The 20,113-nt window shown below is 67.6% G+C and carries 28 protein-coding genes; 1 reads left to right on the top strand and 27 read right to left on the bottom strand.

Annotation, left to right across the window (positions count from 1 at the left end; all coding sequences use genetic code 11):
* Positions 1–126 precede the first annotated feature (126 nt).
* From rplO to ACZ45T_RS00195, 24 genes are all read right to left on the bottom strand, one after another.
* Complete coding sequence (gene rplO, locus ACZ45T_RS00310; RefSeq protein ID WP_008739693.1) at positions 127–582, bottom strand: 50S ribosomal protein L15; 456 nt, start codon at positions 580–582, stop codon at positions 127–129.
* A gap of 1 nt (position 583) precedes the next feature.
* Positions 584–766, bottom strand: a complete 183-nt coding sequence (gene rpmD / locus ACZ45T_RS00305) for a 50S ribosomal protein L30 (RefSeq protein ID WP_053682614.1) — start codon at positions 764–766, stop codon at positions 584–586.
* Positions 766–1,371, bottom strand: coding sequence for a 30S ribosomal protein S5 (rpsE, locus tag ACZ45T_RS00300; protein ID WP_030298218.1), 606 nt, complete (start codon positions 1,369–1,371; stop codon positions 766–768). Before rpsE ends, rpmD begins: the two co-directional genes overlap by 1 nt.
* Positions 1,372–1,416: 45 nt before the next feature.
* Positions 1,417–1,800, bottom strand: coding sequence for a 50S ribosomal protein L18 (gene rplR / locus ACZ45T_RS00295; RefSeq protein WP_030008471.1), 384 nt, complete (start codon positions 1,798–1,800; stop codon positions 1,417–1,419).
* Between the two features lie 2 nt (positions 1,801–1,802).
* Complete coding sequence (rplF, locus tag ACZ45T_RS00290) at positions 1,803–2,342, bottom strand: 50S ribosomal protein L6 (RefSeq protein ID WP_327415808.1); 540 nt, start codon at positions 2,340–2,342, stop codon at positions 1,803–1,805.
* 20 nt (positions 2,343–2,362) lie between these two features.
* On the bottom strand, positions 2,363–2,761 hold the full coding sequence (gene rpsH / locus ACZ45T_RS00285; RefSeq protein WP_007265911.1) for a 30S ribosomal protein S8: 399 nt from the start codon (positions 2,759–2,761) through the stop codon (positions 2,363–2,365).
* A gap of 223 nt (positions 2,762–2,984) precedes the next feature.
* Entirely contained in the window at positions 2,985–3,170 is a 186-nt protein-coding gene (locus ACZ45T_RS00280) for a type Z 30S ribosomal protein S14 (RefSeq protein WP_003956452.1), read from the bottom strand.
* 5 nt (positions 3,171–3,175) lie between these two features.
* The gene (gene rplE / locus ACZ45T_RS00275) at positions 3,176–3,727 is read right to left on the bottom strand and encodes a 50S ribosomal protein L5 (RefSeq protein ID WP_030388859.1); all 552 of its coding nucleotides are present in this window, start codon (positions 3,725–3,727) and stop codon (positions 3,176–3,178) included.
* Positions 3,727–4,050, bottom strand: coding sequence for a 50S ribosomal protein L24 (gene rplX / locus ACZ45T_RS00270; RefSeq protein ID WP_031146581.1), 324 nt, complete (start codon positions 4,048–4,050; stop codon positions 3,727–3,729). The genes rplE and rplX overlap by 1 nt, the downstream gene beginning before the upstream one ends.
* A 2-nt stretch (positions 4,051–4,052) precedes the next feature.
* Entirely contained in the window at positions 4,053–4,421 is a 369-nt protein-coding gene (rplN, locus tag ACZ45T_RS00265) for a 50S ribosomal protein L14 (RefSeq protein WP_008739701.1), read from the bottom strand.
* A 106-nt stretch (positions 4,422–4,527) separates the two neighbouring features.
* The gene (rpsQ, locus tag ACZ45T_RS00260; protein ID WP_030008467.1) at positions 4,528–4,809 is read right to left on the bottom strand and encodes a 30S ribosomal protein S17; all 282 of its coding nucleotides are present in this window, start codon (positions 4,807–4,809) and stop codon (positions 4,528–4,530) included.
* Entirely contained in the window at positions 4,809–5,033 is a 225-nt protein-coding gene (gene rpmC, locus ACZ45T_RS00255; RefSeq protein WP_008739703.1) for a 50S ribosomal protein L29, read from the bottom strand. The genes rpsQ and rpmC overlap by 1 nt, the downstream gene beginning before the upstream one ends.
* Complete coding sequence (gene rplP / locus ACZ45T_RS00250) at positions 5,033–5,452, bottom strand: 50S ribosomal protein L16 (protein ID WP_008739704.1); 420 nt, start codon at positions 5,450–5,452, stop codon at positions 5,033–5,035. The genes rpmC and rplP overlap by 1 nt, the downstream gene beginning before the upstream one ends.
* A gap of 5 nt (positions 5,453–5,457) precedes the next feature.
* Positions 5,458–6,300 carry a 30S ribosomal protein S3 gene (rpsC, locus tag ACZ45T_RS00245; protein WP_008739710.1) on the bottom strand — a complete coding sequence of 281 codons (843 nt, stop codon included), beginning with the start codon at positions 6,298–6,300 and terminating at the stop codon, positions 5,458–5,460.
* Positions 6,300–6,647, bottom strand: coding sequence for a 50S ribosomal protein L22 (gene rplV / locus ACZ45T_RS00240; protein ID WP_266938741.1), 348 nt, complete (start codon positions 6,645–6,647; stop codon positions 6,300–6,302). Before rplV ends, rpsC begins: the two co-directional genes overlap by 1 nt.
* 43 nt (positions 6,648–6,690) lie before the next feature.
* Positions 6,691–6,972: a 30S ribosomal protein S19 gene (rpsS, locus tag ACZ45T_RS00235; protein ID WP_008739713.1), complete on the bottom strand. Its 282-nt coding sequence runs from the start codon at positions 6,970–6,972 to the stop codon at positions 6,691–6,693.
* 12 nt (positions 6,973–6,984) lie between these two features.
* On the bottom strand, positions 6,985–7,821 hold the full coding sequence (gene rplB, locus ACZ45T_RS00230) for a 50S ribosomal protein L2 (protein ID WP_069921522.1): 837 nt from the start codon (positions 7,819–7,821) through the stop codon (positions 6,985–6,987).
* Positions 7,822–7,860: 39 nt separating this feature from the next.
* Positions 7,861–8,184 (bottom strand): 50S ribosomal protein L23, encoded by a 324-nt coding sequence (gene rplW, locus ACZ45T_RS00225; RefSeq protein WP_030154694.1) that lies wholly within the window; start codon positions 8,182–8,184, stop codon positions 7,861–7,863.
* The gene (gene rplD, locus ACZ45T_RS00220) at positions 8,184–8,834 is read right to left on the bottom strand and encodes a 50S ribosomal protein L4 (RefSeq protein WP_030725940.1); all 651 of its coding nucleotides are present in this window, start codon (positions 8,832–8,834) and stop codon (positions 8,184–8,186) included. Before rplD ends, rplW begins: the two co-directional genes overlap by 1 nt.
* Positions 8,835–8,838: 4 nt before the next feature.
* Positions 8,839–9,483 carry a 50S ribosomal protein L3 gene (gene rplC, locus ACZ45T_RS00215; protein ID WP_007265899.1) on the bottom strand — a complete coding sequence of 215 codons (645 nt, stop codon included), beginning with the start codon at positions 9,481–9,483 and terminating at the stop codon, positions 8,839–8,841.
* Positions 9,484–9,497: 14 nt separating this feature from the next.
* Positions 9,498–9,806 carry a 30S ribosomal protein S10 gene (rpsJ, locus tag ACZ45T_RS00210; protein ID WP_003948644.1) on the bottom strand — a complete coding sequence of 103 codons (309 nt, stop codon included), beginning with the start codon at positions 9,804–9,806 and terminating at the stop codon, positions 9,498–9,500.
* A gap of 479 nt (positions 9,807–10,285) precedes the next feature.
* Positions 10,286–11,383, bottom strand: a complete 1,098-nt coding sequence (locus tag ACZ45T_RS00205; RefSeq protein ID WP_468435813.1) for a hypothetical protein — start codon at positions 11,381–11,383, stop codon at positions 10,286–10,288.
* 117 nt (positions 11,384–11,500) lie between these two features.
* Positions 11,501–14,134 carry an N-acetylmuramoyl-L-alanine amidase gene (locus ACZ45T_RS00200; protein ID WP_468435811.1) on the bottom strand — a complete coding sequence of 878 codons (2,634 nt, stop codon included), beginning with the start codon at positions 14,132–14,134 and terminating at the stop codon, positions 11,501–11,503.
* Positions 14,135–14,256: 122 nt separating this feature from the next.
* Positions 14,257–16,062: a hypothetical protein gene (locus ACZ45T_RS00195; protein ID WP_468435809.1), complete on the bottom strand. Its 1,806-nt coding sequence runs from the start codon at positions 16,060–16,062 to the stop codon at positions 14,257–14,259.
* Between the two features lie 159 nt (positions 16,063–16,221).
* Here ACZ45T_RS00195 and ACZ45T_RS00190 point away from each other — a divergent pair, with 159 nt between their 5' ends.
* Complete coding sequence (locus ACZ45T_RS00190) at positions 16,222–17,925, top strand: hypothetical protein (RefSeq protein ID WP_468435807.1); 1,704 nt, start codon at positions 16,222–16,224, stop codon at positions 17,923–17,925.
* Between the two features lie 93 nt (positions 17,926–18,018).
* Here the strand turns inward: ACZ45T_RS00190 and ACZ45T_RS00185 are convergent, their stop codons facing one another.
* From ACZ45T_RS00185 to ACZ45T_RS00175, 3 genes are read right to left on the bottom strand one after another with little or no spacing between them, the layout of a single operon-like run.
* Positions 18,019–18,918 carry a glycosyltransferase family 2 protein gene (locus ACZ45T_RS00185; protein ID WP_468435804.1) on the bottom strand — a complete coding sequence of 300 codons (900 nt, stop codon included), beginning with the start codon at positions 18,916–18,918 and terminating at the stop codon, positions 18,019–18,021.
* A gap of 6 nt (positions 18,919–18,924) precedes the next feature.
* The gene (locus tag ACZ45T_RS00180) at positions 18,925–19,377 is read right to left on the bottom strand and encodes a DUF2304 family protein (protein WP_468435802.1); all 453 of its coding nucleotides are present in this window, start codon (positions 19,375–19,377) and stop codon (positions 18,925–18,927) included.
* Positions 19,374–20,063, bottom strand: a complete 690-nt coding sequence (locus tag ACZ45T_RS00175; protein ID WP_468435800.1) for a glycosyltransferase family 2 protein — start codon at positions 20,061–20,063, stop codon at positions 19,374–19,376. The genes ACZ45T_RS00180 and ACZ45T_RS00175 overlap by 4 nt, the downstream gene beginning before the upstream one ends.
* Positions 20,064–20,113 lie beyond the last annotated feature (50 nt).

Genomic DNA, 20,113 nt, shown 5'->3' with positions numbered 1-20,113 from the left:
TACGACAAAGCAAAGGTGCACGCCACCTTACCGGCGAGTGTGCCTTCCTTGGAACGACCAACCGGGGATGCCCCATATGTGAGGCATCCCCGGTCGGGTTTCGAGCTATTTAGTCACTTGATCGTCTTAGACGAGTTCGGTGACAGTGCCGCCGGCAGCGGCAATCTTCTCCTTGGCGGAGGCGGAAACGGCGTCAACCGAAACCTGCAGCGCCACGGAGAGCTCGCCCTGGCCCAGGACCTTGACGAGGCTGTTCTTGCGAACCGCGCCCTTGGCGACCAGGTCGGCCACCGTGACTTCTCCACCCTCGGGGTAGAGAGCGCCGAGCTTGTCCAGGTTCACGACCTGGAACTCGGTGCGGAACGGGTTCTTGAAGCCCTTGAGCTTCGGCAGACGCATGTGGAGGGGCATCTGCCCACCCTCGAAGCGCTGCGGGATCTGGTAACGGGCCTTCTGGCCCTTCGTACCACGACCGGCCGTCTTACCCTTCGACGCCTCACCACGACCGACACGGGTCTTCGCGGTCTTGGCGCCGGGGGCGGGACGGAGGTTGTGGGCCTTCAGCGGGCTGTTCTCAGCCATGTTAGTCAACCTCCTCAACCGTCACGAGGTGGCGGACGGTCTGCACCATTCCGCGGAACTCGGGGCGGTCCTCCTTGACGACCACGTCGTTCAGGCGCTTGAGCCCGAGCGAACGCAGAGTGTCGCGGTGGTTCTGCTTGCTACCGATGTACGACTTCGTCTGCGTGATCTTGAGGCGAGCCATTACGCAGCACCCGCCCCGGCACGTGCACGCAGCAGAGCCGCGGGCGCAACGTCCTCGAGGGGCAGACCACGGCGAGCCGCGATCTCCTCGGGACGCTGCAGGCCCTTGAGCGCTGCCACGGTCGCGTGCACGATGTTGATCGCGTTCGACGAGCCGAGCGACTTCGACAGGATGTCGTGAACGCCGGCGCACTCCAGAACGGCGCGCACCGGGCCACCGGCGATAACACCGGTACCGGGGGAAGCCGGCTTCAGCAGCACGACGCCCGCGGCACGCTCGCCCGTGATCGGGTGAGGGATGGTGCCCTGGATGCGCGGAACCTTGAAGAAGTTCTTCTTGGCTTCCTCGACACCCTTGGCGATGGCCGCGGGAACTTCCTTGGCCTTGCCGTAACCGACACCTACAGTGCCGTCACCGTCGCCCACCACGACCAGCGCGGTGAAGCTGAAGCGGCGACCACCCTTGACAACCTTGGCGACGCGGTTGATCGCGACAACGCGCTCAACGTAAGCGGTCTTCTCGGCGGCAGGGCCACCGTCGCGACCCTTCCGGTCCCGCCGCTCGCCGCCACCGGCACCGCTTCCGCGGCGCTGGGGTCCAGCCATTGGATTACCTCTCTCTGTTACGTCCGTGAGTCCCGGAACCGGGGCTTAGAACTTCAGCCCGGCTTCGCGGGCGGCGTCAGCCAGAGCGGCAATGCGCCCGGCGTATCGGTTGCCACCGCGGTCGAACACGACGGTCTCGACACCCGCAGCCTTGGCACGCTCGGCGACGAGCGCGCCGACAGCCTGGGCCTGCGAGCTCTTGTCGCCTTCGCCACCGCGGATCGAAGCGTCCAGGGTCGACGCCGACGCCAGGGTGTGACCCTGGAGGTCGTCGATGACCTGAGCAACGATGTTGCGGTTGGAACGCGTCACGACGAGGCGCGGACGCTCCGCCGTACCCGAGACGTTCTTGCGGATGCGGATGTGGCGGCGAGCCTTGGCAGCGCGCTTGTACGCGTCGCCCTTGGCGATCTTCACACCGTATGCCATGGCTACTTACCAGCCTTTCCGACCTTGCGGCGGATGACTTCGCCGGCGTACTTGACACCCTTGGCCTTGTACGGGTCGGGCTTCCGCAGCTTGCGGATGTTGGCGGCGACCTCGCCGACCTTCTGCTTGTCGATGCCCTCGACCGAGAACTTGGTCGGCGACTCGACCTTGAAGGAGATGCCCTCGGGCGCCTCCACCAGGATCGGGTGGCTGTAACCCAGCTGGAACTCCAGGTCGGAGCCCTTCGCCAGGACACGGTAACCGACACCGCTGATCTCGAGAGCCTTGACGTATCCCGTGGTCACACCGGTGATCATGTTCGCCACCAGCGTGCGGGACAGGCCGTGCAGGGCCTTGTTCTGACGCTCGTCGTTCGGGCGGGTGACGTTCAGAACGCCGTCCTCACCCTTCACGACCGCGATGGGAGCCTTGACGGTGTGCGAGAGGGAACCCTTGGGGCCCTTCACCGCGACCGTGCTGCCATCGATGGTGACGTCCACACCGGCGGGAACCTGGATGGGGAGCTTGCCGATTCGCGACATTGCTTTTCCTCCGTTCCCGACTACCAGACGTAGGCGAGGACTTCCCCACCTACGCCCTTCTTGCCTGCCTGCTGGCCGGTGAGGAGACCGTGGGACGTGGAGATGATCGCCACGCCCAGGCCGCCGAGCACCTTGGGCAGGTTGGTGGACTTCGCGTACACGCGCAGACCGGGCTTCGAGATCCGCTTGATGCCCGCAATGGAGCGCTCGCGGTTCGGCCCGAACTTCAGCTCGAGGACGAGGTTCTTGCCGACCTCGGCGTCCTCGACCTTCCAGCCGGTGATGAAACCCTCCTGCTTGAGGATCTCTGCGATGTGCGACTTGATCTTGCTGTGCGGCATCACGACGGTGTCGTGGTACGCCGAGTTAGCGTTACGCAGACGCGTGAGCATGTCTGCGATCGGGTCAGTCATGGTCATGAAGTGGCCTTCGGCCTCTCTCGCCGGGGTTTCCTGTATGCGCCATCCCTCTCCCCACTCAGTGGCGGGACGGGTGCGGTGCGGGGACCTACGGCGTAGTAAGTCGTTATGGGCGGCGGACGCCCAACCACACAAGCCTAAGGCATGCGCGGCCGGGCACCCACCGTCCAGATGCTTACCGAGAGTGCCTGGTAGCTCCCAAGTCCTTGCGGACGAGGGGGATTTACCAGGAGCTCTTGGTCACGCCCGGCAGCTCGCCACGGTGAGCCATCTCACGAAGGCACACGCGGCACAGGCCGAACTTGCGGTACACGGAGTGGGGGCGACCGCAGCGCTGGCAGCGGGTGTACGCACGCACACCGAACTTGGGCTTACGGGCAGCCTTCGCGATGAGAGCCTTCTTCGCCATCTCGCTTACGCCTCCTTGAAGGGGAAGCCGAGGTGACGAAGGAGGGCACGGCCCTCGTCGTCGTTGGTCGCCGTGGTGACCACGGTGATGTCCATACCCCGGGTACGGTCGATCTTGTCCTGGTCGATCTCGTGGAACATGACCTGCTCCGTGAGACCGAAGGTGTAGTTGCCACGGCCGTCGAACTGCTTCGGCGACAGACCACGGAAGTCACGGATACGCGGCAGCGCGAGCGACAGCGTACGGTCCAGGAACTCCCACATGCGGTCACCACGGAGGGTGACGTGGCAGCCGATCGGCTGACCCTCGCGCAGCTTGAACTGCGCGATGGACTTCCGGGCCTTCGTGACGGCCGGCTTCTGACCGGTGATCGTCGTCAGGTCCTTGATGGCGCCGTCGATCAGCTTGGAGTCGCGGGCGGCGTCGCCCACACCCATGTTGACCACGATCTTCACGAGACCGGGGATCTGCATGACGTTCTCGTAGGAGAACTCCTCACGCAGCTTGCCCGCGATGTCCTCGCGGTACTTCGTCTTGAGACGCGGAGTGGTAGCCATCAGATGTCCTCACCCGTCCGCTTGGCAACGCGGATCTTGTTGCCCTCGTCGTCGAAGCGGAAACCGACGCGGGTAACGACCTTCTGGCCGTCCTTCTCCACAACCAGCTGAACGTTGCTGACGTGGATCGGCGCCTCGGTGATCACGATGCCACCGGTCTGCGAGCCACCAGCGGTCTGGCCGGCCTTGGTGTGCTTCTTGACCCGGTTGACACCCTCGACGAGGACGCGGTTGTCAGCGGGGAAGGCGACGATGACCTTGCCCTGCTTGCCCTTGTCCTTACCGGTGATGACCTGAACCAGGTCGCCCTTCTTGATCTTCATGCTTACAGCACCTCCGGCGCGAGCGAGATGATCTTCATGAACTTCTTCTCGCGCAGCTCACGGCCCACCGGGCCGAAGATACGGGTGCCGCGAGGGTCGCCGTCGTTCTTCAGAATGACGGCGGCGTTCTCGTCAAAGCGGATGTACGAGCCGTCCTGGCGGCGGCGCTCCTTGACGGTGCGAACGATGACCGCCTTGACGACGTCACCCTTCTTCACGTTGCCACCGGGGATCGCATCCTTGACGGTGGCGACGATGACGTCACCGATGCCCGCGTAGCGGCGACCGGAACCACCGAGAACACGGATGCAAAGGATCTCCTTTGCACCAGTGTTGTCGGCGATACGCAGTCGCGACTCCTGCTGGATCACGTGTATCTCCTGTTTGTCTGCCGGTTCCCGGCGGGGGCCTCACTCCGAAGAGCTACCGCCCCCACCGAGCCTGGCGGAACGAACCTAAGGGAAACCCCTCAGGTGCTTACTTGGCCTTCTCGAGGATCTCGACGATGCGCCAGCGCTTGCTCGCCGACAGCGGACGCGTCTCCATGATGAGGACGCGGTCGCCGACGCCGGCAGCGTTCTGCTCGTCGTGCGCCTTGAGCTTGTTCGTACGGCGGATGACCTTGCCGTACAGGGCGTGCTTCACACGGTCCTCGACGGCGACGACGACGGTCTTGTCCATCTTGTCGCTGACGACCAGACCCTCACGGGTCTTGCGGAAACCGCGCTCGGTCTTCTCAGTCACGTTGTTCTCGCTCATCAGGCGCTCTCCACCGTCTCGATACCGAGCTCACGCTCGTGCATCAGGGTGTAGATGCGAGCGATGTCCTTACGGACGGACTTGAGCCGGCCGTTGTTCTCCAGCTGACCCGTGGCCGCCTGGAAGCGGAGCTTGAACAGCTCCTCCTTGGCCTCGCGCAGCTTGCCAACGAGCTCCTCGTTGCCGAGCTCACGCAGCTCGGACGCCTTGGTTCCCGTCGCCATCACGACTCACCTGCCTCGCGCCGAACAATCCGGCACTTCATCGGAAGCTTGTGAGCAGCGCGGGTGAGCGCCTCACGAGCAATCTTCTCGTTCGGGTAGGACAGCTCGAACATGACCCGACCCGGGTGCACGTTGGCGATCCACCACTCGGGAGAACCCTTACCGGAACCCATGCGGGTCTCGGCAGGCTTCTTCGTCAGCGGGCGGTCCGGGTAGATGTTGATCCAGACCTTGCCGCCACGCTTGATGTGGCGGGTCATCGCAATACGAGCCGCCTCGATCTGGCGGTTCGTCACGTACGCCGGGGTCAGCGCCTGGATGCCGTACTCGCCGAACGTGACCTCAGTACCGCCCTTCGCCATACCACTGCGCTTGGGGTGGTGCTGCTTGCGGTGCTTGACCCTACGAGGGATCAGCATGTCGGTCAGGCCTCCGTTCCGGTGCTCTCGGCCGGAGCGGCGGCGGGAGCGTCGGCCTTGGGGGCCTCGGCACCAGCAGCCTGCTGCGGCTTGCGGCCACCACGGCCGCCGCGCTCGCCACCACGGCCACCACGGCCGGCGGGACGGTCGCCTGCGCCCTGCGCGCCACGGGCCGGGCGGTTACCCGCACGGGCCGCAGCGTTCTCGGCGCGAACCTCGGCGATGTTCTTGACGTCGCCCTTGTAGATCCAGACCTTCACACCGATACGGCCGAAGGTGGTCTTGGCCTCGAAGAAGCCGTAGTCCACGTTCGCGCGCAGCGTGTGCAGCGGCACACGACCCTCGCGGTAGAACTCGGAGCGGGACATCTCGGCGCCGCCGAGACGACCGCCACACTGGATCTTGATGCCCTTGGCGCCGGCCTTCATCGTGCCCTGCATGCTCTTACGCATGGCGCGACGGAAGGAGACGCGGGAGGAGAGCTGCTCGGCAACGGCCTGGGCAACCAGCTGAGCGTCAAGCTCGGGGTTCTTGACCTCGAGGATGTTCAGCTGGACCTGCTTGCCCGTGAGCTTCTCGAGGTCACCGCGGATGCGGTCGGCCTCGGCGCCACGGCGGCCGATGACGATGCCCGGACGAGCGGTGTGGATGTCCACACGCACGCGGTCACGGGTGCGCTCGATCTCAACCTTCGAGATGCCGGCGCGCTCCATGCCGGACGTCATCATCCGACGGATGGCGACGTCTTCCTTGACGTAGTCCTTGTACAGCTTGTCGGCGTACCAACGCGACTTGAAGTCGGTGGTGATGCCGAGCCGGAACCCGTGCGGGTTTACCTTCTGGCCCATTACCGGGAACCTTCCTTGCTGCTGACGACCACGGTGATGTGGCTGGTCCGCTTGCGGATCCGGTAGGCACGGCCCTGCGCACGCGGACGGAACCGCTTCAGGGTCGGGCCCTCGTCCACGAACGCCTCGCTGATGAACAGCGAAGTGGCGTCCGGGTGGTTGTAGTTGTGTGCGGCATTGGCAATGGCGCTGTCAAGCACCTTGCCAACCGGCACGCTCGCGGCCTGCGGGGCGAAACGCAGGACCGCCTGAGCCTCCGTGGCATCCATGCCACGGATAAGGTCCACCACTCGGCGGGCCTTCATGGGCGTGACGCGGATGTACCGCGCCTGGGCCCTGGCTTCCATGGTTGTCCCTTCGGTGTAAGTCATAGTCGTAACCACCCCGCCTTTAGCGGCGCTTCGACTTCCGGTCGTCCTTGACGTGGCCGCGGAAGGTGCGAGTCGGCGAGAACTCGCCGAGCTTGTGGCCGACCATCGACTCGGTGACGAACACCGGGACGTGGGTCTTGCCGTTGTGCACCGCGATGGTGTGACCCAGCATGCTGGGGATGATCATCGAGCGACGGGACCAGGTCTTGATGACGTTCTTGGTGCCGGCTTCGTTCTGGACGTCCACCTTCTTTACGAGGTGGTCGTCGACGAAGGGCCCCTTCTTGAGACTGCGCGGCATCTAAACCCGCTCCTAGCGCTTCTTGTTCGTCTTGCGGCGGCGGACGATGTACTTGCTCGAAGCCTTCTTCGGCGAGCGAGTACGACCCTCCTTCTGACCCCACGGGGAGACCGGGTGGCGACCACCACTGGTCTTGCCCTCACCACCACCGTGCGGGTGGTCAACCGGGTTCATCGCGACACCGCGGACGGACGGGCGAACGCCCTTCCAGCGCATGCGGCCGGCCTTGCCCCAGTTGATGTTCGACTGCTCGGCGTTGCCGACCTCGCCGACCGTGGCGCGGCAGCGCGCGTCGACGAGACGGATCTCACCGGACGGCATACGAAGGTGGGCCATGGTGCCCTCCTTCGCCAGCAGCTGCACGGAGGCACCAGCGGAGCGGGCGAACTTCGCGCCGCCACCGGGACGGAGCTCGATCGCGTGGATCGTGGTACCGACCGGGATGTTGCGGAGCGCGAGGTTGTTGCCCGGCTTGATGTCGGCCGTGGGGCCGTTCTCAATCCGGTCGCCCTGCTTCAGGCTCTTCGGCGCGATGATGTAGCGCTTCTCGCCGTCCGCGTAGTGCAGGAGCGCGATGCGCGCGGTGCGGTTGGGGTCGTACTCGATGTGCGCGACCTTGGCCGGCACGCCGTCCTTGTCGTGACGACGGAAGTCGATCACGCGGTAGGCGCGCTTGTGTCCACCACCCTGGTGGCGAACGGTGATCCGGCCGGTGTTGTTACGGCCGCCCTTGCTGTGCAGAGGGCGAACCAGCGACTTCTCCGGCGTGGACCGCGTGATCTCGACAAAGTCGGCGACGCTGGAGCCACGACGGCCCGGGGTCGTCGGCTTGTACTTGCGGATACCCATTTCTCAGTCCTCGTCCGATTCCGGACGACTAGACCTCCGTTAGGAGGCCTGGCCGCCGAAGATGTCGATTCGGTCGCCCTCAGCGAGGGTCACGATGGCGCGCTTGGTGTCAGCGCGCTTGCCGAAACCGGTCTTGGTGCGCTTGCGCTTACCCTGACGGTTGATCGTGTTGACCCCGGTGACCTTGACCCCGAAGACCGCTTCCACGGCCTGCTTGATCTGGGTCTTGTTGGAGCCGGGCGCGACGATGAACGTGTACTTGTTCTCGTCCAGCAGCGCGTAGCTCTTCTCCGAGACAACCGGCTTGATCAGCAGGTCGCGCGGGTCAGTGAAGGTCTTGCTGGTAACGGTCGCCTCAGACATCAGGCGTCGCTCCCTTCGGTCTCATCGGCCTTGGGGCCAGACACGAAGGACTCGAAAGCGGCCTGAGTGAAGACCACGTCGTCAGAGACGATCACGTCGTACGTGTTCAGCTGGCCCGGCTCCAGGATGTGAACCTGGGGCAGGTTGCGGGCGGACAGCCACGCGGCCTCGTCGGCGCGGTCGACGACCAGGAGCAGGTTCTTGCGCTCCGAGATCTTGCCGAACAGCGTCTTGGCGGCCTTCGTGGAGGCGGCACCCTCGACCACGCCGGTGATGACGTGGATGCGGGAGTGACGCGCACGGTCCGAGAGGGCACCGCGGAGGGCGGCGGCCTTCATCTTCTTCGGGGTCCGCTGGGAGTAGTCACGCGGCTGCGGGCCGTGGACAACGCCACCGCCGACGAACTGCGGCGCACGGGTCGAACCCTGGCGCGCGCGGCCGGTGCCCTTCTGGCGGTACGGCTTGCGGCCACCACCACGGACTTCGCCACGACGCTTGGTCTTGTGCGTGCCCTGACGGGCAGCAGCCAGCTGAGCGACAACGACCTGGTGGATCAGCGGAACGCTGGTCTTCGCGTCGAAGATCTCCGCGGGGAGCTCGACGGTACCGGCCTTGTCGCCTGCCGGCGAAAGGATGTCAATGGTGCTCATTACCTCAAGCCCCCTTGGCCGCGGTACGGACCAGGACGAGGCCGCCGTTCGGACCGGGGACCGCACCCTTGATGAGGAGCAGACCCTTCTCCGCGTCAACCGCGTGGATGGTCAGGTTCTGGGTGGTGACACGCTCGTTACCCATGCGACCGGCCATGCGCATGCCCTTGAAGACACGCCCAGGGGTGGCACAGCCACCGATCGAACCGGGGGAGCGGTGCTTGCGCTGCACACCGTGACCGGCGCCGAGGCCCCGGAAGTTGTGCCGCTTCATGACACCGGCGAAGCCCTTGCCCTTGCTGTTGCCCGTGACGTCAACCTTGACGCCGGACTCGAACACCTCAGCAGTGATCTCCTGGCCGAGCGTGTACTCGCTGGCGTCGGAGGTGCGGAGCTCCACCAGGTGGCGGCGGGGGGTCACGTCGGCCTTGGCGAAGTGACCCTTGAGGGGCTTGTTCACCTTGCGCGGGTCGATCTCGCCGAAGGCGATCTGGACCGACTCGTAGCCGTCGATGTCGTTCGTACGGACCTGGGTAACGACGCAGGGTCCGGCCTTGACCACGGTCACCGGGACGACACGGTTGTTCTCGTCCCAGACCTGGGTCATGCCGAGCTTCTCGCCCAGGACGCCCTTGATCTGCTTTGCCATCTTCTCGACGCCTCTCAGAGCTTGATCTCGATGTCAACGCCGGCCGGAAGGTCCAGGCGCATCAGCGAGTCAACGGTCTTGGGAGTCGGGTCGAGGATGTCGATCAGGCGCTTGTGCGTGCGCATCTCGAAGTGCTCGCGCGAGTCCTTGTACTTGTGCGGCGACTTGATGACGCAGTACACGTTCTTCTCAGTGGGCAGCGGCACCGGGCCCGCGACCGACGCACCAGTGCGCGTCACCGTCTCGACGATCTTCTTCGCCGAGGAATCGATGACCTCGTGGTCGTAGGCCTTGAGCCGGATGCGGATCTTCTGTCCCGCCATGGCTACTCCGTAGTCCTGTCTGTATGTGGAAACGCTCTGGCTCCCGGTTGGCTGCGGGACGGATCCCGCGGCGCCTCCTCCGACCCACGCGGTCGGGCGTGTCGCACTCCCTCTACAGAAAATTCCCATACGGAAATTCCCTCATCCAAGGGGGTGCGGTCCCTGTGACCGCGTTTCGGGGGAGAAACACCCACCGAGTGCCTGGTGGGCACCGTGCTGACACTTCCCAGAAGATTCCCGTACGTCCGTCCCCATTGCTGCCCCGAAAGGCAGATTAAGGACGACGAGTACTGTGGGACTCGCTTCCGGTCCTCCCGGCGGGAGGCGCGCAGCATCGGCACTCAGCCGAGCAACTTGAGTAGTCTGCCATACGAGGCACGTACCTGGCTAATCGGGCCGAAGAGAATACCCCGCCACGCTGAGTGGTCAAACCGCACCACGCGCACAGCGCTCCCGCGCCGGCGGGGCCCCTCCCCCGGTCAGGACCGGCTGATGGTCCCGCACCCCTCGCCCTGGATTCCCTGGCTGCGGTCGTACGGGTCCGTGGCGGGCCCGCTGGGCGCCGGCCCGGGCGGCATGTCGTACGGGAAGTACGGGTGCAGGAAGCCGTCGGCCGCTTCGCAGTCCACGTTCGACCACTCCGCGGTGTAGCGGCGCGCCTGGAGCCGGCCCCGTGTGGTCTCCCAGCGTCCGGGGTCGAGCAGGGCCAGGGTGATCTGCCGGCGCACGATGCTCCGCTGCACGGTCCCGTCCCCCTTCGTCATGGGATGGACGAAGGTGTAGTCCGCTACCACGAGCAGCTCCCCGGGGTCCCCCGCCTCCGCGTGCATGCTGCCGCGCACCTTGACGACGTCGCCGACCGGCTTGACCTTGGCCGGGTCGAAGCGGGTGAAGAGCGTCACGGGGGTGTGCTCCGCGGTGGGAGCCGTCAGGGACTGCTCCAGCCGCTCCGGGACCTCGGGCTGCCGGGGATCGAGGATCGCCAGGGCGGCCGTCGGCCGCTCGCCGCGCAGGGTCGCCGGGTCCAGGTTGGAAGCGATCAGGAACTCCCTGGTCTTCGCCAGCGCGTCCGCGACCCGCTCCTTGGACATGCCGCCCACGGACGTGGCCTCCGGGACCTCTATCCCTGCGGCGCCGTCCGCCCACTGGAGGGCCGGTGAGCCGCGGAAAGGTTCCTTCAGGGTCGGCTGGTCCGGGCGCAACATCGCCGGCGGCGCGGTCGGGCGTACGGACTCCCCGGGCAGCGGAGCGGCCTCCTGCCGGTCCCCGCTCTTCCCGGTGAGCCTGTCGATCACCAGTTCCGGCCGTACGGCGATCAGCGCGAGCCCGGCGATGACCACGACGGCCAGGGCCGCCTTCAGCCGCTTGCGGCCCCTGCGTTCCTGCCACGCGGGCCCCGTGCGCCAGCCCGGCGGCTGCTGGCCCTGCGTGGCGCGCAGCCGCTCGGTCACCATCCGCGCCCGCGCGGAGGGTTCCCGCGGCACGGAGCCCGCTCCGGCGGCGGCCTGCTCCTGGAAGCGGGTCCACTCCTCGTCGGAGACGCCCGGTCTGTGGTCGTCGTTGCTGTCGTTCCCCATGTCCCCACCCTGAGACGTGCCGTGTGCCCTGCGCCCTGCGCCCTGTGCCCTGCATGGCAAAGAGGCTCCGCACCTTACGGTGCGGAGCCTCTCGGATCAAAGAAATGCCAGGTCAGATCACTTGCTGAAGTAACCCGTGATGTCCGCGATCAGGTCCACGGTGCCCGAGTTGTTGTAGAAGCTGACCTTCCCGTCCACGACCGGGACGATCACCAGGTTCGGGATCGTCTGGCCCGCGGAGAAGTTCAGGTTCGACGCGCTCGTGCGGGTGGTCCCGCTCGGGAACACCGACACGTAGCTGTTCGCCGTCGGGTTCGTCGCGGTCACGTTGAGCACGACCGCCTTGACCCCGGTCTCCGGGATCCCCTCGATGCCGGCCACCGGCAGGGTGACGACCTGGCCGCCGCCGACCTTGGCCTGCGGGACGCCCAGACCCTCACGGGTGTCCATCAGACGCTTGGGGCCGATGTTGGTGTGGGTCGCGCCCGCGGTGCTGTCGGAGAAGTAGCCGGTGATGTCGGCGATCAGGTCGACGCTGCCCGCGTTGTTGTAGAAGCTGACCTTCCCGTCCACGACGGGGACGACCACCAGGTTCGGGATCGTCTGACCGGCGGAGAAGTTCAGGTTCGACGCGCTGGTACGGGCGGTCCCGCTCGGGAACACCGAGACGTAGCTCGTCGCCGTCGGGTTCGTCGCGGTCACGTTGAGCACGACCGCCTTGACGCCGGTCGCCGGGATCCCGTCGACGCCCGCCACCGGCAGGCTGATGACGCTGCCGCCGCCGACCTTCGCCTGCGGGACGCCCAGACCCTCACGGGTGTCCATCAGACGCTTCGGGCCGAAGTTGCTGTGCGTGGCGCCCTCACCGCTCGAGGTGAAGTAGCCGGTGATGTCCGCGATCAGGTCGACGCTGCCCGCGTTGTTGTAGAAGCTGACCTTCCCGTCCACCACGGGGACGACCACCAGGTTCGGGATCGTCTGACCGGCGGAGAAGTTCAGGTTCGACGCGCTGGAGCGGATGGTCCCGCTCGGGAACACCGACACGTAGCTGTTCGCCGTCGGGTTCGTCGCCGTCACGTTCAGCACGACCGCGGTGACACCGCTCGCGGGGATCCCGCCGACGCCCGCCACCGGGAGGGTGACGACGCCGCCGCCGCCGACCTTCGCCTGCGGGACGCCCAGACCCTCACGGGTGTCCATCAGGCGCTTGGGGGTGACCGGGACGAACTTGATGTCCTTGACCTCCGCGACGACGGTCACCGGGAGGCTGGTGGCCACCTTGCCGTTCGTCGTGGTCGCCCGGACCTGGAGCTGGTGGCTGCCGAGGGCCAGCGTCGTCGCCGCCGAACGGGCCGTGCCCGCGGTGGTGGCGACCACCTTGTCGTCCACGAGCAGCTCGAACTTGCTCACCAGGGCGCTCGCCGTGCTGGTCTCCCAGCCGAGGGACACCGGACCCGGGGTCTGGAAGGAGGAACCCGGCTGCGCCGGGGCCCCGTTCACCGAGGAGACCTTCAGCTTGGCCGCGGGGCCCGACTGCCGGAGCGCGTCCAGCTGCGGGTAGAGCGAGTTGCCCGGGCACTGGGTGTTGAAGCCGTCCCGGTGACCCGAGAGCGTGTTGAACTCGTACTGCTGTCCCTGGACGAAGTCCTTGCCGAAGTAGTTCTTCTGCGAGGCGCCCGCGGTCAGCATCGTCTTGCCGCTCATGTCGGCGTCGTACTGGCCCAGCTTGTACGCGGCGACCTTGGAGATGGCTTCGAGGGCGGCGGCCGAGGCCCCCGCGCTCGTGTAGTCACCGAGGACGGAGACGCTCGTCGACTCGGAGTTCCAGCCGTAGGCGTGCGCGCCCATCACGGGCTGGTCGACGCCGCCCTGACGGCCCTCGAAGACCGTGCCGCACTTGTCGACGAGGAAGTTGTAGCCGAGGTCCCGCCACCCGTTGGTCTTCACGTGGTAGACGTGCAGGCCGCGGACGATGGCCGCGGACTCGCTGCACTCGTACGGCGCGGAGGCCGCCGTGTGGTGGACGAAGGCCGCCTTGATCTTCGCTCCGGGGAGGTAGACCGGGCCTTCGTTGTTCAGGCTCTCGTCCGCACCCCAGGCGACGCGCGAGACGATCTCGGGCTTGGGCGCCGTCGAGGCCGGTCCGGGAACCGTCGGGGGCTGGGCGGGCGTCGGAACGGGGTCCGCGGCCGGGGCGGCGAAGGCCGCCGGCCCGGCGTTCAGGTCGCCCTTCTTCGCGGCGGAGCTCGCCGAGCCCGGGTCCACCAGGTTCAGCTCCAGTCCGGCGGGGAGCGCGGTGGCGGCCGCGCCTCCACCCAGCCGGACCTCGGCCCCGTCGGACAGGCCGACCCAGACGGGCTCCGTGGAACCGCGGAGCCCCGGGCGCTTGCCGTCGAGGGTCGCCTTGGCCTGCTCCAGGGTGACCCACGCGGACCACTTGCCGGTCTTGGCGTTGCGGGTGCGGGCCTCGATGGCCCCTTCCTTCACCTCGGCGGCGGGGTCGGTCCAGGAGACGCCCAGAAGGCCGAAGGGCTTGGTGTCCTGCTGGGCGAGGACGGTCTTGCCGGTCCCCTTCGGCTTCAGCGCGAGCTTGTGGACCTTGCCCTCGACGGGGCCCCTGGCCTTGCCGGGAGCGCTGTAGCGCTGCAGGCCCTTGTCGTCCAGAGAATCCGAGCCGAAACCGTTGGCGGCTCCCTGGAAGCCCAGGACCGCCACGACTCCGAGCGCGGCAGCCAGTGCCGTACCGCGCACACGACCTAGTCTCAAGTTGTTACCCCAACCCCTGCGTTGCGAACTCACCAGGTGACACCACTGATCCGCCGGATGCTACTGGCACGGATATTCGAGTGGTTCACCGGGGTCCCCGGGCGCGGTCAGCGGTGGCGCCAGAGCACCCAGCCCTGCTGCTTGTTGACCTTGGCGACGTACCAGCCCGCGGGCGCGTGCGGCCATGTGTCCTCCGCCTTGGCGTCCTCGTTCGTCAGCTGGAGCACCGCCGCGTCCGCCTTCGCCGGCGGCTTGTCGCCGTTCTCCAGGTCCTTCGTCCAGACCCGTCCCTCGAACACCTGGTACGACTGGGCCATCCGCAGACCCCAGTCGACGTCCCAGTCCATCACCAGGTTCTCGCCCGGCTTGAGCCCGGAGGACTTGGTGAAACCGGTGGCCTGCGGTTTGCGGTGCTTCGCGTACGGCTCGGCGATGTTCGAGGTGACCGTGGCCGTCGCGTACGCCGCGAACAGGGCCAGCGACACCGCCACGGCCCAGATCACCCGGCGGCCGCCGGCCAGCTTGAAGAGGACGCAGGCGCCGAGCACCAGCAGGGCTCCGGCGATCGTCCGCCACATGTGCAGCTTCGACCACTCCGAGGCCAGGAACAGCGCGTCGGGCATGGCCCACTGGATGATGGCCAGCTTGTAGAGGCCCTTGCCGACCACGATGATCACGAACTCGGCGGTCAGCACGGTGAACACCACCCCGCCCAGCACCAGCCGCAGCAGCGCACCGGCCCGCGCGCGGTACAGCACGGCCATGCCCACCAGGAAGAACGCCGGGACGAGCGGGGCCAGGTAGCGGGCGTAGACCCAGTTGTCGATCCGCGCGTCCGTCGGCAGTCCGGCCGCCGCGGCGAGCGCGATCCCGTACAGCAGGGCGAGCATCACGAAGGAGACCACCCGCGAGGCCCGGGTGAAGCGGGGGCTGAACACGGCGAACACCATCAGCGCTATGGCGAGGGCGCCGAAGCCCCAGGAGGAGACGGAGAAGTACCAGAGCTGCCCGATCGAACGGGTGATCGTGCGGCGCAGCAGGTCGGGGTCCACGAGATTGTCGATGACCTGGGTACCCACCGAGCTCGGCGGCGTGTCCTTGAACTGCGCCTCCAGCCACATGGCGAGCAGCTTGGCGCCGGCCACGGAGACGGCGAGCCCGCCCCACGCGGCGAGCGTCGACCGCAGCGGCGCCCACTTGAAGACGAGCGCGCCCACCAGCACCGCCGCGGTGAGGGCGACGACCACGCCACCGCGGTCGTGCACCGCCATGGAGAAGCCGGCCAGCAGGCCGGTCCCGAGTCCGTACCGGAGGCGGCGGCGCGGCTCGCCCTCGCTCAGCCAGCCGTGCAGGGTGATCAGCCACCCGAGGAGGACCACGGGGAGCAGGGTGTCGGACATGACGAACTCGGAGTAGAAGACCACCGGCGGCATCAGGGCGGCCGCCATGGCGATCAGGACCGAGAGCCCCTTGGGCAGGTCGAGCCTGCGCAGGGCGACGTAGACCAGCGGGAAGACCAGCGCGTTGATCAGCGTGTTGATGCCCATGACCAGCTGGTACGCGGTGACCGGGTTGTCCGTGAACCACATGGACGGGGAGATCAGCAGCGGGTAGCCGCCGGGGATGACCGATCCGACCGGCATCTCCGTCGTCGGCCGTCCCGCGAGCACCCGGGCCAGCACGAGGTAGGAGGCCTCGTCCGCGTGCACCGAGGGATAGCTGTTGCCCCACACCAGGACGAGCCGGAACAGCACCTGCGTCAGGTACCCGGTGACGAGGGTCACCGGCCAGAACCACTTCCACCCGACGAGGGACTGCGCCCGGGCGAGCAGCCGCTCCGTCCTGGGCGACTCCCCGTCCCGTTCAGGGGCGGACGCGGCAGCCGCGTCCCTGGTCTCGGTTGCGGACTGCACCCCTGGCACTTCCTGTTCTGGTCGGGTTTTTCGAGGGCGCACCATCGGTTCTGCGCACGGCCTTCGTCGCGGCAACGGTACCAACTGCCCCGAAGCTCTGGCCCACCGTTGACGCAGAGCAGTCACGCGGGGTATGGGCGGCCAGGTAAATTGGCGGCCATGACTGTCACCGCTCCCGCGCCGGCATCCGTTCCGGCCCCGGCACGCGATCGCCGGGCCTCACGCCGACGTGGCGGCGGGCTTCCCCGCGCCTTCGCCCTCATAGGCGCGGAGATGGTCGCCTCCCTCGGCGCCGCCCTGCTGCTCATCGTCCTGTGCATGCGCATCCGGATCAACCCGATGACGCGGATCGGGCAGGTCAGCGGACTCGCCGGGATCCAGCTGCGGCTGGTGGTCCTGCTGACGGCGACGCTGCTCCTGTACTGGCTCGTCGCCCGGCTGATGCCGGGCGCCGCCGCCCGGATCGGCGCCGCCGCGGTGGCCGGCCTGGCCACGGGCGTGACCGCGTCCGGCAACATCGTGGGCCTGAGCGGGACGCCGTGGCCGATCTACGCGAACTGGGGCGACGTCGGCAACCTCCAGCAGTGGGCGTACGACGTCATCGACGGTGTGCCGCTGCCGCCGGAGTACCCGCCCGGCTTCCCGCACCTGCTCGCCTGGACCGCGGAGACCTTCTTCGACGGCGATGTGCCGAGGGCCTCGAAGTGGGTCATGATCGGCTTCCTCGCGATCACCGGCCCCGCCGCCTACCTGGCCTGGCGGATGCTGCTGCCCCCGCTGTGGGCGCTGGGCATCGGCGTGACGGCGACGCTGCCGCTGGTCGACCCGTACAAGCCGTACTCCCCGCTCGTCCTGATGATCGTGATCCCCGTCTTCGCCAAGCTGGTGCAGGTGGTGCAGCGGTCCGCGGTACTGGGGCGCAGGCGCGCGATCGCGATCGGCGCCGGGCTCGGGCTGCTGCTCGCCGTGCTGTTCCTGCTGTACGCGGGCTGGTTCGTCTGGTCCTCGATCGGCGTGGTCGTGCTCTTCTCGGTGCTGCTCGTCGGCCTGACCCGCTCGGGCGGGGTACGCGGTCTGCTGACCGGGCTGGTGCCGCTGGTGTCGGCCCTCGCGGTCTTCCTCGCGCTGGCCGGCAGCTACCTGGTGGACCTGCTCGGCGCGAGCGGCTCGACCAAGGACACGTACTTCTACTACGACACCGCCAGCGACCCGGGCTACTTCGCCACTTGGGCCGCCTCCACCCCCGGTCCGCTGCGCACCATCGCCTACTCGCCGATCGGGGAGCTCGGCGGTGTCGGTCTCTTCACCATCGTGCTGGTGGCCGGGCTGGGCGTGGCTCTGGGCCTCGGCCTGCGCCAGCCGCTGGTGCTGACCCTGGCGGCGTGCACGGGCAGCGCGTTCGTGCTGCGCTACTGGTACGCCTCGCACATGGAGCGCGACCAGATGGTCCAGCTCTACCCGCGCACGAGCCACCAGATCCTGTACTGCCTGATCGCGCTGACCGGGCTCGCCGTGTACCTCGCGTCCGGGCGGATCCAGGCCTGGATCCGCGCGCACGACGTCGAGGTGCCGCTGGCCGGGCGCGTCCGGCGGGCGTCGGCGAGCCGGCCCCGGTCGGTCGTACTGGGTGCGCTGTGCGCGCTGGGTCTGCTGTTCGGGCTGGCCGGCTCCGCCACGGCGGACGCCTTCATGCCGCGCGACCCCAGGGAGAACTCGGCGGGTCAGCTCGCCTGGTACTCGCACAACGTCCAGCTGCCGAACGGCAAGTGCCCCAAGTTCGCGCAGTGGGGCAAGTGCGAGCCGTACGTCCCGCCGTTCCGCGGCGACACGAGGCCCGAGAAGCCGAAGCCCGCGGAGGACTGACGGGAAGAGGCAACGCGAAACGGCCTGGCGCCGGTCCTGGGACCGGCGGCAGGCCGTTTCTCGTACGGCGGCGTACGCGCGGAGCGGAAGGGCTCAGCTCTGCCCGGAGGTGAAGGCGTGGCGGGCCAGCGTACGGGCGCCCTCGCGCTGCCCGCGGCGCAGCGCACCCGGGAGCATCGTGAGCGCGTGCAGGCGGGAGGCGCTGTGGAAGCGCGCCGCGCGGGCCGCCTTCGGCCAGCCGCGGGCGTCCATGCGCTCGGCCACCGCGGCGAAGTACCGCTCGGCCTCGGCGAAGCGGGTGCCGGAGAAGGCCTGCACCGAGGACTCGCTGACGGCGTGCCGGCGGTACTGGAAGACGGTCGTGGAGTTGTCGATGACCATCTGCTCACCGCCTTCGAGCAGGTCGACCACCAGCGCGAGGTCCTGGATCACCGAGTAGTCGTCCCGGAAGTTCACCTTGCGCAGCACCTCGCCGCGCCAGGCGATCGACGGGAAGTAGAGCCAGTTGCCGCGCAGCACGCTGGCGGCCAGCTCCTCGCCGGCCATCAGCCGGCGGCCCTTGACCTGCGGTGCGTAGAGCCGCTTCTTGGTGTTGTCCGCGAGGCCCTGGGTCACCTGGCCGTCGCCGTCGATCACCTCGACGCCGGGCTGGACCATGCCGATGCCCGGCTGGGCGCCGATGATCCCGCGGACGGTCTCCAGGTAGTGCGGGTGCAGCAGGTCGTCGCAGCCCATGATGACCACGTAGTCGGCCTCGGAGAGCTGTACGCACTTCTGGAAGTTCTTGGTGATGCCGAGGTTCTGCTCGTTGCGCGTGTAGTGGACGCGCTCGTCACCGAGCTGCTCGAACCAGCCGGGTACGTCCGGCTCCTTGCCGTCGTCGATGACGACGAGGCGGAAGTCCGGGTCCGTCTGCGCCAGGACGCTGCGGACTGCGTCCTGCATCAGCTGCACGTCCCCGTAGTAGGGGAGCATGAAGTCGAAGGTCGCCATGGAGCTTCAGGCCTTCACGGAGTCGGAGTCGGAGCCGGCCTTGGCGTTGGCGTCGTCGTCCGCCCCGGCGTTGGCGCCGGTCTGCGCCGGAACCGCGCCGTCCTGCCCGAGGCGCGCGTCGTTGTGCCGTACGCCCTCGTTGATGGCCACCGTCCGGGCGAGGTCGGTGATCTTCTTCTCCAGCGAGCGGAAGCGCAGGAAGGTGTTGAGCGTGAGGAAGCCCATCGCGAGCACCATCACGTACAGCACCAGGTCGGTGCCCCGGCCGACGCCGAGCTGCTGGGCGAGCCAGGTGACGTCGGTCGGGCGGAGCACCGCGTACACGTTGACGACGACGAACGCGGAGAACGCGATGCGCTTCCAGGCCCGGTTCTTCGCCTGGCTCCAGGTCCGGATGAACATCAGTGCCATGGACACCGAGCCGACGATCAGCAGCAGCTGAATCCAGAAGTACTTCATCGACGCCCACGCTCCCGCAGCGAAATGTCAAAAAGGATGTTGACGCCGTTGATCAGGGACTGACCCTTGGCGCGTGAGTAGTCGGTGTACAGGATGTCCACCGGTACCTCGGTGACGCGCAGCGTGGAGCCGGCGAGGAAGCCGACGAGCTCGGACGCGTGGGCCATGCCGTTCATCGTGATGTTCAGCTGCTCGGCGGCCTCCCGGCCCAGCACGCGCAGGCCGTTGTGCGCGTCGGTGAGCTTGAGCTTGCGCGCGGTCGGGCTGACGGCGGCGGCCGTGCGCAGCACGACCTGCTTGATCCACGGCACCTGGCCGTTCTGCTCGATGAAGCGGGAGCCGAGCACCACGTCGGCCTCGCCGCTGCGCAGCACCGCGACCATCGTCTCGACGTCCTTGGTCTGGTGCTGACCGTCGGCGTCGAAGGTGGCGAAGAACTTGGCGCCGGGCTGGGCGAGCGCGTACGTGAGGCCGGTCTGCAGGGCCGCGCCCTGGCCGAGGTTGACGGGGTGGCGGACCAGGTGGGCGCCGGTGGTCGCTATGTGCGCGGCCGAGTCGTCGGTGCTGCCGTCGTCGACGACGACGATGTTGGGGAACGTCTTGCGGGCCCCCTCGACCACGTCGGCGATCACCTGGCCCTCGTTATAGGCCGGTATGACCAGCCAGACATCGTCGTATTGGGACACGGTAGCTCCAGCGGAATGTGGCACATGCGAGTGCACGGTGATCGGTGTGA

The sequence above is a fragment of the Streptomyces sp. NPDC030995 genome, assembly GCF_055571215.1.
This window is presented reverse-complemented; position numbering and strand designations above follow the sequence as displayed.